12 protein-coding genes are annotated in these 13953 nt (G+C 61.0%); 7 read left to right on the top strand and 5 right to left on the bottom strand.

The genetic code is table 11. The annotated features are described in order from the left end of the window. The 4 genes from repC to Tal182_RS22980 all read right to left on the bottom strand — a co-directional run bounded on the left by repC (position 1) and on the right by Tal182_RS22980 (position 4605). Entirely contained in the window at positions 1–1293 is a 1293-nt protein-coding gene (gene repC / locus Tal182_RS22995) for a plasmid replication protein RepC (protein ID WP_085861130.1), read from the bottom strand. Positions 1294–1442: 149 nt separating this feature from the next. Beyond that, the gene (gene repB / locus Tal182_RS22990) at positions 1443–2492 is read right to left on the bottom strand and encodes a plasmid partitioning protein RepB (protein ID WP_085861129.1); all 1050 of its coding nucleotides are present in this window, start codon (positions 2490–2492) and stop codon (positions 1443–1445) included. Between the two features lie 42 nt (positions 2493–2534). After that, positions 2535–3749, bottom strand: a complete 1215-nt coding sequence (gene repA / locus Tal182_RS22985; protein ID WP_064806645.1) for a plasmid partitioning protein RepA — start codon at positions 3747–3749, stop codon at positions 2535–2537. 403 nt (positions 3750–4152) lie between these two features. After that, complete coding sequence (locus Tal182_RS22980) at positions 4153–4605, bottom strand: helix-turn-helix domain-containing protein (protein ID WP_085861128.1); 453 nt, start codon at positions 4603–4605, stop codon at positions 4153–4155. 169 nt (positions 4606–4774) lie between these two features. Here Tal182_RS22980 and Tal182_RS32380 point away from each other — a divergent pair, with 169 nt between their 5' ends. The 6 genes from Tal182_RS32380 to scpA all read left to right on the top strand — a co-directional run bounded on the left by Tal182_RS32380 (position 4775) and on the right by scpA (position 11366). Then, positions 4775–4951 carry a hypothetical protein gene (locus tag Tal182_RS32380; RefSeq protein ID WP_164517817.1) on the top strand — a complete coding sequence of 59 codons (177 nt, stop codon included), beginning with the start codon at positions 4775–4777 and terminating at the stop codon, positions 4949–4951. Beyond that, positions 4951–6153, top strand: coding sequence for an MFS transporter (locus Tal182_RS22975; protein ID WP_085861127.1), 1203 nt, complete (start codon positions 4951–4953; stop codon positions 6151–6153). The genes Tal182_RS32380 and Tal182_RS22975 overlap by 1 nt, the downstream gene beginning before the upstream one ends. Positions 6154–6463: 310 nt before the next feature. Further along, positions 6464–7303: a MetQ/NlpA family lipoprotein gene (locus Tal182_RS22970; protein ID WP_085861126.1), complete on the top strand. Its 840-nt coding sequence runs from the start codon at positions 6464–6466 to the stop codon at positions 7301–7303. Positions 7304–7391: 88 nt separating this feature from the next. Then, entirely contained in the window at positions 7392–8477 is a 1086-nt protein-coding gene (locus Tal182_RS22965) for a methionine ABC transporter ATP-binding protein (protein WP_085861125.1), read from the top strand. After that, a complete protein-coding gene (locus tag Tal182_RS22960; protein ID WP_085861124.1) occupies positions 8458–9111 on the top strand; it encodes a methionine ABC transporter permease in 654 nt (217 codons plus the stop codon). The genes Tal182_RS22965 and Tal182_RS22960 overlap by 20 nt, the downstream gene beginning before the upstream one ends. A gap of 116 nt (positions 9112–9227) precedes the next feature. Then, positions 9228–11366, top strand: a complete 2139-nt coding sequence (gene scpA, locus Tal182_RS22955; protein ID WP_064806667.1) for a methylmalonyl-CoA mutase — start codon at positions 9228–9230, stop codon at positions 11364–11366. A gap of 52 nt (positions 11367–11418) precedes the next feature. Here the strand turns inward: scpA and Tal182_RS22950 are convergent, their stop codons facing one another. Next, positions 11419–12579, bottom strand: a complete 1161-nt coding sequence (locus Tal182_RS22950) for a fumarylacetoacetate hydrolase family protein (protein ID WP_085861123.1) — start codon at positions 12577–12579, stop codon at positions 11419–11421. Positions 12580–12937: 358 nt separating this feature from the next. Here Tal182_RS22950 and Tal182_RS22945 point away from each other — a divergent pair, with 358 nt between their 5' ends. Next, complete coding sequence (locus Tal182_RS22945; RefSeq protein ID WP_064806630.1) at positions 12938–13948, top strand: Gfo/Idh/MocA family oxidoreductase; 1011 nt, start codon at positions 12938–12940, stop codon at positions 13946–13948. Positions 13949–13953 lie beyond the last annotated feature (5 nt).

Below are 13953 nucleotides of genomic sequence, written 5' to 3'. Positions count from 1 at the left end.
TCATCCGGTCTTGGCTCTGATTGGCGAATTGGTGCGGGCAAGCGCCATCAACATCGGTCCGATGGCAAATTCGCCTCTCTCGGCGCGGCGGGTCAGGTCACGGAGGTAACCGCCGGCGGAATTGATGTGCCCTGCCCTTTCAAGCACGCACGCTATGACGGTAGCCGCATTTTCAGGCCCCATGACCTCGCAGGCCTGTTCATAGGCCGAGGGGCTCACTCCCAGCATTGAGCGCACGACGACAGCCGCCGCCATCAGATCGCGCCATGTGCCCACCGAACCCTGCGGCCCATAGGCGGTGATCTCTGGGCAGGCCTGCAGCACTAGGCCCAGCGGGAAGGATTTGAGCCCGCCGGCGGCAACCGAGGCCGAGCTTGCCGCCGGCACGGGCCGGCCCTTCCCTTCTTGTGTCGCTATTCTGGCCATCGGCTCGGCCAGACCTTCCGATTGGTCGTCCGCCGTTGCGCCCTGCTTCGTTTCGAAGCCTGGTTCAGATTCAGTAATGTAGTGTGGGTTTGAATTCTGTATGTGCCGCTCAGAATGTTGGGCATTGCCGCTTTGATCTGGAGCTTTAACCTGTATTTCCAACTGATTGGTGATTTCTTCGCGCAATAGTTCCAGTTCGTCGAGTGCGGCGGCGATCTTCTCGGAGGATGGTGACCGCGGCAACCGTTCGACAACGCCTCGAAAATGCAGGTGAACCCCGCTCCAATCACCAGAGGCCCCCTCTTCCACGGCCATCTCGATGAGCTTGGCGATGTCGCGTCGGCAAAGCGTCAGGCGTTCTTTGAGCCGCTGCAACTGCAATCGTTCGGCTGCCACCTCCGCCGCCAGCCGCTCGATCTCGTCCGCGCGCGCAAGCAGCGGCGCCAGCGAGAAGCCGAATGCCTCACGGATATCCCCGCCCTGCTCCTTGCGGGCGTAACGTTTGCCGTTCGGGCTGTCCTTGCGGATCAGCAATCCGGCCTCGATCAGCGCCGCCAGATGGCGACGGATCGTCTGCTCCGCCATTCCATGCGCGCGCAGAGAGAGCTGCGTGTTCGAAGGAAAAACAACCAACCCGCTGTCCTCGGAGAGTTCTCCCTTGGGATAAAAGCTCAGCAAGGCGTTCAGGATGGAAAGCGCGCGGTCGGTAATGCCGAGCAGCGGCCTGGCCTCGCACAGAGCGCGATAGAGTTTCCATTTATCAATCGATCGGCCCGGCTCGATTTTTCGAGCAGCGGCCTGACTTGCCAACATGCCAAACGTCATCGGCCGCCGCCCGAAGGGCGTCGTTACACTTCCGCTTTCCATTTTCTTCGCCTTCTTCAAGGCAAAAGATCACGGCTCACCAAATTCGGTGCCAAAGACTCTTGACTATGATTCGCGGAAATGTGATTCTCTGGGTGTCTAGATCAGAGAGGGCTTCCGCGACGGCAACGTTCGGGGGCCTTTTCTTTTGCTTATTGATCTCCGTTCTTCGTCAAATCCTGTGTCTTCTCGAACGCCTCGTAGAGACGATCCAGATTGCTGGCGATGTAGGCGCCAAAGGCAGATGCCTTCTCCGCCTTCAGCGAGATGGTGAACTGTTTTCCATCATCCTTGATCTTCGCTTTGACGGCTCCGTCCTGGCGCTGCCAGGCGTGCGCCACCGGCTGAATTGCGGCAGCGGGCGAAGCCGGTTGCTTCCTGCTGATGAAGGCGACGAGCATGTCAAAGCGGGCGTCCGGCTCCGCCGTCTCGAACTCCGCCGATCTGGTGAACTCGATCGCCCGGGCGGCGATGTTTTCCGTCTCGAATTTCGCCGAAAGATCATGCCAGCGATCGCGGCCGGTCGTCTTGGCTGCGCCGATCGCGGCCAGGACTTCGGGCGGAATCCGCTTCGTGACCGACAGCATCTTGGACACTGTCGTCTTGTCGGCGCTGAGTGCCGACATGATCGTTTCCCGGTCGAAACCCAACGTATCGAGCTTGTCGGCAAACATCGTCCTCTCGATGAAGGACAGATCGGCGCGCGCCGAATTCTCCTGGCCCTGCGCAATGACATGGTCGCGGTCGTCGAGTCTCTTGACCACCGCCCGGACAGGTCGGCCGAGCTCCTTTGCCGCCCGGGCACGACGATGACCAAAAGCGATCTGATATCGCCCCTCCCTCTCGGGATGCGGGCGCACAAGGATCGGTGAATCCTGGCCGCGCAGGCGGATCGCCTCGACCAATTCCCGGAACTGTTCGTCCGTATGCGCCAGTCGGTCGGTCACGAAGGAATCTTCGATCAGCGCCGGGTCGAGATCGATCACCGTCTCGCCGCTCGCCAGCTGCTCTTCGATCGCCTTGGCGGCATCGGCCTTGGCGGCCAGGGCATCGATGCTGCGGGTGACCGCACCGAGCGCGCCAATCCCCTTATAGGTGATATGCTGCCTCTCGTCGCGATGGACCGGCTCATCCTCATTGTTTACCGCAGTAAACTTCTTGGAATCGTCCATCAGGCCCGACAGAAGATTTTTACGCGCCATCAACCAGCTCCTTGCCCCGGTTTACCGCAGTAAACTTCCCGCTCATTTCCGGCCCCATGCCTTGTGGATGAGATCGACGATTTCCGTGTTGACTGACTCCATCGCCTCCATGGCGCGGTCATAGGTCGCGCGGGTAAACTGACTTCGCTCGACTTCGTACAGCGTCTGGTTGGTCATCGCCGCATCGGAGATCGCGACGCTGCGCAGCATCGGGTTGGTGAGCACGTGGCTCTTGAACATCGAACGCATGAAAGCGACCATCTGCGTCTGCGGCCCGTCCTGCGGATCGTAACGGGTCACGAGGTAACGCAGCCAGTCGAGGTTCATGTTGCCGCCGGCTCCCTTCAGCGTGTTCAGCACTTCGCCAAGCATTTGCAGGAACTGGCACATCGACATGACATCGAGCATCTGCGGATGAACGGTGATCAGAACCGCCGTCGCACCGCAAATGGCGCTCATGGTCAAAAAGCCAAGCTGGGGAGGGCAGTCGATGATGACGACGTCGTAATCATCCGCGACCGAGGCCAGCGCCTCATCCAGCCGCGCGAAGAAGACGCGCCCATAATCGCTCGCCTTGCCCTGAGCGAGGACCCGCGGCGTGTCGTGCTCGAATTCCATCAGCTCGAGATTGCCCGGCACAAGATGAAGGTTCGGGAAGTTGGTCGGCCGAATAATGTCCCGCAGCGGACGCCGCTGATCGTCATAGCGAATGGCGGCGTAGAGCGTCTCGTTTTCGTTGACGTCGAACTCCGGCTGAAAGCCGTGTATGGCAGAAAGAGACGCCTGCGGATCGAGATCGACGGCGAGGACGCGATGACCGGTCAGAGCAAGATGCTGGGCAAGGTGCGCGGCACTCGTCGTCTTACCGCTGCCGCCTTTGAAGTTGACGACGGCGACGACCTGCAGATGTTCGTGGCCGCGGCGATGACGCATATAATGCGTTCCGGCACGAGCATTATGCTCAAGGAAGCCGCGCATCTCTTCCATCTGCTCCGCCGTATAGGACCGGCGGCCAGACGGGGTAACCTGGGGGAGGGCACCTTTGCCCTCGAGCGAGAGATTTCGAAGATAGCCGCTGGTCACGCCGAGAAACCGCGCCACTTCGGCCAGCTGAAATTCCCGCAGACCCTTCAGCGCGCGTGGAGGAAACATTTCGAGGCGATGCTGCTTCAGCTTGTCGGATAGTTCCTGCGCCTGACCGATGATCAGCTGGTCGACATCGGAAATTGCTTTTTCTATTTGCGGTGCCATATTCATGGAAATCTCGAAAATGCGATTTAAAAGCTCTACGCGCTTTGAAACCGCATTTAGCGCCGATTCTGGAAGCGTGGCAAGGCAAATAGGGTTAACAAGATCCTATCAAAAAAGGTTGTCCAATCTATTTCAAATGCTTGCGCAGGCCGCGCGTGTCGCCGGCCGTCCGGCAATCGCACATTCACAGGCCGAATCGGACGAGACCGGCTGGAAACAATGGCAGTATAATCCGAATCGTAATGTCGGACGTGCAAAGCGCTTTGCGCCACGCCGCAGCTGCAAGGCAACGGTTCGCTGGCGTGCATTGAGCGGGGGCGCGGCGGCAAGTCCCGGGTCTGGTTGATCAGCCGTAACTTGCCAGATCATTCGAGCCTGAGCTCACAGGAGATTTTGCCCGCCTGGCCAGCTACTCCAGGGGCGGACGAGTGATATTCGCTATCGATGGCAAATCCGGACCGCTTTCCGCCTGCGCCATCGCTTTCACCAATGCGAGGATCGTTTCACGAATATCGGGATCGGCAATCTTCAGAAAGGCGCGGTTAAGCACCAATCCCTCCTTCGTCCGCAGGAATTCAGCGACGGGGTCGGCATTGTCCGGCAGAGCCAATCCTTGCAGGCTCAATGGCTGGGATTCGTTCTGCTCGAAGAAGAAGCTCGGTGAGGTGTGAAGCACTTCGGCGATGCGCTGCAAACGGCTCGCACCAATGCGGTTGATGCCTTTCTCGTATTTCTGAACCTGCTGAAAAGTCACGCCGATCTGCTCGGCAAGCCGCTCCTGGCTCATTCCAAGCAGCTGCCGGCGTGTTCTGATGCGCGCTCCGACGTAGCTGTCTATGGCATTCGGTGTCTTCACATTCATCGCGTGTTTTCAGCCTCGATCGGATTTCAATCGGCGCAGCTGTAGTACCCCCGTAAGCAGTTTTCCACGGTTGTTTTCATATAGTATAGCATACATGCGATGATCGCGGCTGACTGTGATATGAAAACCCCCATCCACACACGGCCAGCGACGCAAGAGCCGGTCGGGGATGGGCAAATCAAACAAAAGCCGTACCGATCCAGGCCAAACCGGGCTGGTGATCATTGCCCGGCCTGCGGTAAATATCTTTCAGCGACCGTCGCTCGATAGTCTCGCCAGCCCCGATCGCCCAAAATCCATCGAAAACGCCGCGGCACTGATCGTGCCTGTTCAGGAGGGATATTGATGGCAACCGTTGCCGAGCGCGCGCCCCGTTTCGAGAAGACAACGATGTCCATTCTGATGGCTGTCAGCTTCTGCCATATGCTGAACGACATCATGCAGTCGCTGCTCGCCTCGCTCTATCCACTGTTCAAGGCAAACTACGATCTCGATTTTGTCCAGATCGGCCTGCTGACCATGACGTTCCAGGTCACGGCGTCTCTGCTGCAGCCGGCCGTCGGCATCGTCACCGATCGCTGGCCGATGCCCTATTCGCTGCCGGTCGGCATGGCGAGTACCTTTTGCGGTCTCATTCTGCTCGGCAATGCCGGCAGTTTCGCGCTGCTGCTGGTCGCGGCAAGCCTGATCGGCTTTGGCTCGGCGGTCTTCCATCCGGAATCCTCGCGTGTTGCCCGTCTTGCTTCCGGCGGCCGTCACGGTTTCGCGCAGTCCTTTTTCCAGGTCGGCGGCAATGCCGGCCAGGCGATCGGTCCGCTGCTCGCAGCCTTCATCGTGCTGCCGCTCGGGCAACATAGCGTCTCCTGGTTTGCCGCCATCGCCATGATCGGCATGGTCGTGCTGAGCTGGGTGGGCAGCTGGTATATGAGCCACAGGCGTCAAAACGCCAGCAAACCGGCCGTCAGCCGAACTCTGCCGCTGCCGCAGAACCGGGTCGTCTGGGCGCTGCTGATCCTGGTGCTGCTGACGGCGACGAAGAATGTCTACATGGCGAGCGTGTCGAGCTACTTCACCTTCTATGTCATCGACAGGTTCGAACTCAGCGTGCAGCAGGCGCAGCTGATGCTGTTCCTGTTCCTCGGCTCGGTCGCCGTCGGCACTTTCCTCGGCGGACCGATCGGCGATCGCTTCGGTGCCCGTTTCGTCATCTGGTTTTCGATCCTCGGCGTCATTCCCTTCGCGTTGCTGCTGCCCTATGCCGATCTTTTCTGGACAGGCGTGCTCAGCATCGTCATCGGCCTGGTCTTCGCGTCGGCCTTTTCCGCGATCGTCGTCTTCGCGCAGGAACTGGTGCCCGGTCGCGTCGGGCTGATTGCCGGTGTCTTTTTCGGCTTCGCATTCGGGGCAGGGGGGCTAGGGGCTGCGCTGCTCGGCGATTTCGCCGACACTCACGGCATCGCCTTCGTCTACCGCATCTGCTCCTACCTGCCGCTGCTCGGCCTGCTGACGATCTTGCTGCCCCGTATTCCGAAGCACAAACCGGCCTGAGACCATCCGTCACGAGTACGGTGTCTCGTCCGATCCGCTTTCGCAGCGGTCGGAGAATTCCGTCGGCCTTAGGCCGCCGTCATAGGAAACGGCGGCCTAAGGCGACGGTTTCCCTTATTAGAATATGCTCAAAAGCCGCAATTAATCCATAAATTTGATGGAAATTTATCCTGCCGGCATTGATGGTGGGGCAAGAGTTTTTCCGGCCCTTCCCCTACATCAGACATTCTTGCTTCGCTCGTGATCCAGCCATTTGCCATGATTGGCCTGCTCGAGGCGTTCGGCCTCATCCAGTCAGACGGGATATAAAATGACCAAGAACAACAATCTTCACCGCTTCCACCTTTCGCGCCGCGCGGCTCTTGCGGCCGTCGCTGTTTCCGCGGCAACGCTTTTTGCCTTCGCAGCACCGGCACCTTCCTTTGCGGAGGACAAGTCGATCAAGGTCGGCATCATGGCCGGCGAGGATGAGGATGTATGGAGGGTGGTGACCAGCGAGGCGGCCAAGAAGGGCCTGACGATCGAAACCGTCATCTTCAACGATTACACGCAGCCGAACGAAGCGCTGGAGCGCGGCGAAATCGACGCGAATGCCTTCCAGCACCAGCCCTATCTCGACAATCAGATCCAGCAGCACGGCTATCACATCGTCCCCGTCGGCTACACCGGCGTCTGGCCGATCGGCCTCTATAGCAAGAAGCACAAGGCCGTCGCCGAGATTCCCGAAGGCGCCGTCATCGGCGTTCCGAACGACCCCTCGAACGAAGGTCGGGCACTGCGGGTTCTCCAGAATGTAGGCCTGATCAAGCTGAAGGACGGCACCGGCATTCTTGCGACCGTTGCCGACGTCAGCGACAATCCGAAGAAGATCGAGATCAAGGAGCTCGATGCCGGCATCGTCGGCCGTTCGATCGACGATCTGGATGCCGGCGTCGTCAACACCGACTGGGCGCTGAAGAGCGGACTTTCTCCGGCCGAGCGCATTGCGCAGGAGCCGATCGCCGACAACCCGTACCGCAACTTCATCGCCGTCAAGGAAGAGAACAAGGATGCGGACTGGGTCAAGACGCTGGTATCTTCCTACCAGAACGACACCGTCAAGGCCGAGTTCGACAAGGTATACAAGGGGACGGGTCTCAGCGCCTATTGATCCAAAACTGGGCCGCAGTTAAGGCCTGCCGAAAGGCGGCCCGGGCGTTCCTGCCGGGGCCGCCTTCGGTATTTGCAGGGAAAAGTACATGAACTCCGTTGTTTCCAAGGCGGCGATCGAGCCGCGGCCGCAGGCGGCGGCCGAAGAGGTGGTGAGGCTTATCGACGTGAAGCGTCGGTTCGGGGCCACGCCGGCACTTGACGGTATTTCGCTGAGCGTGAATAGGGGCGAGATCCTTGGCATCATCGGCCGCAGCGGCGCCGGCAAGTCGACGCTGATCCGCTGCCTGAACGGGCTGGAGCGCGCCGACAGCGGCGAGATCCGCATAGAGGGCCGCGATATTACCGGGCTAGAAGAGCAGGAACTGCAGCCGCTGCGTCGCCGCATCGGCATGATCTTTCAGCACTTCAATCTGCTTTCCGCCAAGACGGTCGAGGACAATGTTGCGCTGCCGCTGAAGATCGAGGGTATTGCCAGGGCCGAGCGCCTGAGGCGGGCGCAGGAACTGCTCGAGCTCGTCGGTCTCGCCGACAAGGCGCAGGCCTATCCCTCATCGCTCTCCGGCGGCCAGAAACAACGCGTCGGCATCGCCCGGGCGCTGGCGGCGCGCCCGGCACTACTGCTGTCAGACGAGGCGACATCGGCCCTCGACCCCGAGACAACACGATCGATCCTGGCGCTGCTCAGGGATATCAACCGTAAGCTCGGACTGACCATTCTGCTGATCACGCATGAGATGGAAGTGGTGCGCGGCATTGCCGATCGCGTCGCGGTCATCGATGCCGGACGGATCGTCGAGGAGGGCCAGGTCTGGTCGGTCTTCGCCAATCCGCAGACTGACATCACCAGGAGCTTGCTTGGCGGTATCCGCCCGCAACTTCCCGATCATATTCTCGGCCGGCTGTCGGCGACGGCGGGCAGCGAAGTGATCCTCAGTGTCGATCTTGCCGGGCCGCAAGCGCAAGGCGCGCTGTTTGCGGAACTCTCGGCGACGCTGCCGCACTCCTTCCGACTTGTCCATGGCGGCATCGATCATATCCAGAACCAGCCGGTGGCGCGGTTCTTCATCGCCGTTCCCGCGCGCAACCCCGCGCTCGCCGGAAAGGTCGAACAATTCCTGACGGCCCGGTCCGCCCGGGTGGAGGTGCTTGGTTATGACACCGATCATGCTTGAACTGCTTCTTCGCTCGCTTTGGGAGACGATCCTGATGACTGTCGCCTCGGGGGTGATTTCGCTCGTCGCCGGCCTGCCGCTCGGCCTTGCCCTCGTTGTCACCGCGCGCGGCGGCATCGCCGAAAATCTCTGGATCAACCGCATGCTCGGCGCCGTCATCAACGGCTTCCGCTCGGTGCCATTCATCATCCTGCTGGTGGCGCTGATCCCGCTGACGCGGCTGATCGTCGGCACCGCGCTCGGCACCGGGGCCGCCATCGTGCCGCTCGCCATCGCCGCAACACCTTATTATGCGCGCATCGCCGAGGTGTCCTTGCGCGAGGTCGACCGCGGCCTGATCGATGCCGTGCGCGCCATGGGCGGCAATCGCTGGACCATCATCCGCGAGGTGCTGGTGCCTGAAGCACTGCCGGGCATCGTCGCGGGCTTCACCGTCACTCTGGTGACGCTGATCGGCGCCTCGGCCATGGCGGGCGCGATCGGCGCCGGCGGCCTCGGCGACCTTGCCATCCGCTATGGCTATCAGCGCTTCGAAACCAATGTCATGATCGCAGTGGTCGCCGTCCTCGTCATCCTCGTCTGCGGCATCCAGTGGCTCGGCGACCGGCTGGTCACCAAGCTCGACCACAGATAGGTCAAAGTCGGAGGCTTGCGGCGGGCGAATGCCTTGCTGTGTTAATTGTCCTAAGGCTGTATCGCATCATCCACCTGTGAAGTGATAAGGTGGCGATGAAGCAGCCGGAGGAACGCATGACGAAGAAGACGCTGTCGGATTGGGCGGAGCTTGCGCAGAAGGAACTGCGCGCCTCACCCGAGACACTGACCTGGCACACGCCGGAAGGCATCGCAGTCAAGCCGCTTTATACCGCTGAGGACCTCGAAGGCGCCGCGCATCTCGGCTCGCTGCCCGGTTTTGCACCCTTTACCCGCGGACCGCGCGCGACGATGTATGCCGGCCGTCCCTGGACGATCCGCCAGTATGCCGGCTTCTCCACGGCAGAGGAATCGAACGCCTTTTATCGCCGCAATCTCGCTGCCGGCCAGAAGGGCCTGTCGGTCGCCTTCGATCTTGCCACCCATCGCGGTTATGACAGCGACCACCCTCGCGTCGAGGGCGATGTCGGCAAGGCAGGCGTCGCGATCGACAGCGTCGAGGACATGAAAATCCTGTTCGACGGCATTCCCCTTGGGGATATGTCGGTTTCAATGACCATGAACGGCGCCGTCATTCCGATCCTCGCTTCCTTCATTGTCGCCGGCGAAGAGCAGGGCGTGCCGAGGGCCGAGCTATCAGGAACCATCCAGAACGACATCCTTAAGGAGTTCATGGTCCGCAACACCTATATCTATCCGCCAGAACCTTCGATGCGGATCGTTGCCGACATCATCGACTATACGGCAAGGGAGATGCCGAAATTCAACTCGATCTCGATCTCCGGCTATCACATGCAGGAGGCCGGCGCGACGCTCACGCAGGAGCTTGCCTTCACGCTGGCCGACGGTCGCGAATATGTCAGGGCGGCGATCGCCAAGGGTCTCAACGTCGATGATTTCGCGGGAAGGCTCTCCTTCTTCTTTGCGATCGGCATGAATTTTTTCATGGAGGCGGCAAAGCTGCGCGCCGCCCGGCTGCTCTGGACCCGCATCATGGAGGAGTTCCAGCCGAAGAAGGCATCCTCGCTGATGCTGCGCACCCATTGCCAGACCTCCGGCGTCTCACTGCAGGAGCAGGATCCCTACAACAACATCATCCGCACCGCTTTCGAGGCGATGTCGGCCGTGCTCGGCGGCACGCAGTCGCTGCACACCAATTCCTTCGACGAGGCGATCGCGCTGCCGACGGAGTTCTCCGCCCGCATCGCCCGCAATACCCAGCTGATCCTTCAGCATGAAACCGGCGTCACCAAAGTGGTCGATCCGCTGGCCGGCTCCTATTATGTCGAGAGCCTGACGAAGGAACTTGCCGACAACGCCTGGGCGCTGATCGAGGAGGTGGAAGCGCTCGGCGGCATGACGAAGGCTGTCAACGACGGTTTGCCGAAGCGGCTGATCGAAGAAGCGGCGGCGCGCCGCCAGGCCGCCGTCGACAAGGGCGACGAGGTCATCGTCGGGGTCAATCGCTACAGGCTCGACAACGAACAGCCGATCGACATTTTGGAGATCGACAACAGCGCGGTGCGCACCGCGCAGATCCGCCGCATCGAGGAGACGAAGCGGCGGCGCGATAGCGGCGCCGTGCGCGAAACACTGGCCGCCCTGGCGGAAACCGCACGCAGCGGCAAAGGCAATCTGCTGGCCGCCGCCATCGAGGCGGCGCGGGCCCGTGCCACAGTCGGCGAGATATCGGATGCGATGCGCGCTGCCTTTGGTGATCATGCCGCGATACCTGATGTCATCAAAGGCGTCTATGGCGAAGCCTATGACAACGAGCCGGAACTTGCCGTCCTGAGGGAGCGTATGGCCGGGGTGACGGAAGCGATGGGATACCGGCCGAAAATCATGGTCGCCAAGCTCGGTCAGGACGGGCACGACCGGGGCGCCAAGGTGATCGCCTCGGCTTTCGGCGATATCGGCTTCGACGTGCTCGCCGGTCCGCTGTTTCAGACGCCTGACGAGGCTGTCGAGTTGGCGCTTGATCGAAAGGTCAATGTCGTCGGCGTCTCGTCCCTCGCCGCAGGCCACAGGACGCTGCTGCCGCAATTGGTCGAGAGGCTCAGGGAAAAGGGCGGTGACGATATCATCGTCGTCTGCGGCGGCGTCATTCCACGGCAGGACTATGAATTCCTCCATGAACACGGCGTTGCGGCCGTGTTCGGCCCGGGCACGAACGTTCTGGAAGCGGCAAACTCCGTTCTCGACCTGCTAGAGGGCAAACGGCGAAACCAATAGGTCATAAAATCTGCGCAATGCCGGACACAAAACCGCTGCGCACTTTTGCTGCTTAGAGTAACCCGCGCGTCGCAAGGTTGCGCATCAGCGCCGATATGCCGAACGTCCAGGGCGGGCAGTCGGTGGAGAGGCGCACGGTATTGACGAGCGTGCCGAGCCCGGCCGAGGAAATCTCGACGACATCGCCGATCTTGTGCGTGAAGCCTTGCTTTGGCGCGTCGCGATCCTGCGTCGGCGCAAACAGCGTGCCGAGAAAGAGCATGAAACCATCGGGGTATTGATGGTGGGGGCCAAGCGTCTGTTTGACGAGATCGGTCGGGTCGCGGCTGATCTGCGACATCGAGCTCTTGCCATGCAGCACGAAGCCGTCCTGCCCGGTTACCTTTAGGTCGAGTTCGGCCCTGCGCACCTCGTCCAGCCCATAACCGGCATCGAACAGCCGGACGAACGGACCGATCGAGCAGGAGGCATTGTTGTCCTTGGCCTTGCCGAGCAAGAGTGCCGAGCGGCCTTCGACATCGCGAAGGTTGACGTCATTGCCGAGCGTCGCACCCTTGATCTCGCCGCGGCTGTTGACCGCGAGCACGATTTCCGGCTCCGGATTGTTCCAGGTCGAGATCGGATGCAGGCCGACATCGGCACCCCAGCCGACGGAAGAGAGCACCGGCGCCTTGGTGAAGACCTCGGCATCGGGGCCGATGCCGACCTCAAGATACTGCGACCACATGCCCTCGTCGATCAGCGCCTGCTTGACCTTGGCGGCCTGCGGCGAACCGGCCTTGAGATTGGTGAGACTGCCGCCGATCAGCGCGCTGACGCGCTCGCGGATCGAAGCGGCGCGATCGGGATTGCCTGCCGCCTTCTCCTCGATCACGCGTTCGATCATCGACTGGGCAAAGGTGACGCCGCAGGCCTTGACCGCCTGTAGGTCGGCGGGCGCAAGGAGGTAGGGCCGTCCGGCATCCGGGGTTCCGGTGCTGTTGGCAGCGATCTCCTCAAGCGAGCCGATCCCCTTGCCGGTTGCGGCACGGACGAAGCCGGCCGCATCCTCCTTTTCGAGCAAGGCGCTCAGCGTCGGCGCCTCGCGCGAGGTAATGTCGATCAGCATTCCCTCGCGAAGCGTCACGATGCTTGGGCCGGCGGCCTCAGGGTTCCAGACGCGGCCGACAAAAAGACCACCCGAAGCGGCGGCATCGAGAAGGGGATGAGACATGGTGATCCTCCGTCACAGGCAAGCGGCGAGCGCTCTTTGAAATTTTTCGAAGTCGTTGCCGCCCTCCAGCCCGGCGGCGGCCGAAATCGATCACATTCATGGAGACGGGGCAAGATATGCGCAGGAAAAAGACTTTCGCCCGATTGGATCGAAAGGCGGATCTCCAACCCTAAACATGCGGCAAAATAACTATTTAGATACAAAATAATCATTATTTTTCATGCATTTAATCTGGAGCCAGGGCGATTTCACCGCTCTTCTCGCCTTGACAGGAGTGAGCTTTCGTTATCTGTTTTGGCCGACACGGAGGATGCCGGCTCGGCCGGTGCCAGGAAAATCCCGGGAGGATATTGCAGCGATGTTGAGATTTGCCGTCGTCGGAATCGACCATGGGCATACGTTCGATCACGTGAAGGGACTGCTCGCCGCAGGCGGCGAGTTCGTCGGCTATTGCCCGCAGACCTCCGTGCCGGCGTTGCGGGAAGCCTTTGAGAAGACCTATCCCGATGCACCGCAGATCGACCGGGAGAAACTGTTCGACGATCCCTCGATCGACGTCATCTGCATTTCCGCCATTCCGCGCGACCGCGCCGGGCTTGCCATCCGCGCGATGAAAGCGGGCAAGGACGTGATGACCGACAAGCCTGGCGTGACGACCTTTGCCCAGCTCGAAGAGGTCAAGCGCACCGTTGCCGAAACCGGCAAGATCTTCTCCATCTGCTTTTCCGAGCGCCACTGCGTGCGCTCCGCCGTCAAGGCCGGCAAGCTGGTAAAGGAAGGCGCGATCGGCAAGGTCATTCAGACGCTCGGCGTCGGTCCGCACCGGCTGCAGCTGCCGACGCGGCCCGATTGGTTCTTCGATCCGGAATATTTCGGCGGCATCATCGTCGACATCGCCTCGCACCAGGTCGATCAGTTCCTGTTCTATACCGGCTCGACCTCAGGCGAAGTCATCGCCAGCTCGATCGGTAATTTCGGAATGCCCGATAAACCCGCCTTCCAGGATTTCGGCGAGGTGCTGCTGCGCTCCGACAAGGCGGCGGGTTATGTCCGTGTCGACTGGTTCACGCCGGAGGCGCTGCCCACCTGGGGCGACGGCCGCCTCACCATCCTCGGCACCGAAGGTTATATCGAGCTGCGCAAATATATCGATATCGCCGGCCGGCCGGGCAAGGATCACCTCTTCCTCGTCAACGGCAAGGAGATGACCCATATCGATTGCAGCGGCGAGACACTCGATTATTTCGACGCGTTCACCGCCGATGTCGCAAACCGTACGCAAACGGCGATGACGCAGGATCACGTTTTCGAAGTCTGCCGCCTTTCGCTCGAAGCCCAGACGAAAGCCGCGCGCATCGGCGCTCGCTGAGGAGG

It is taken from the genome of Rhizobium sp. TAL182 (genome assembly GCF_002117725.1).
Lineage (GTDB): Bacteria > Pseudomonadota > Alphaproteobacteria > Rhizobiales > Rhizobiaceae > Rhizobium > Rhizobium esperanzae.
This window is presented reverse-complemented; position numbering and strand designations above follow the sequence as displayed.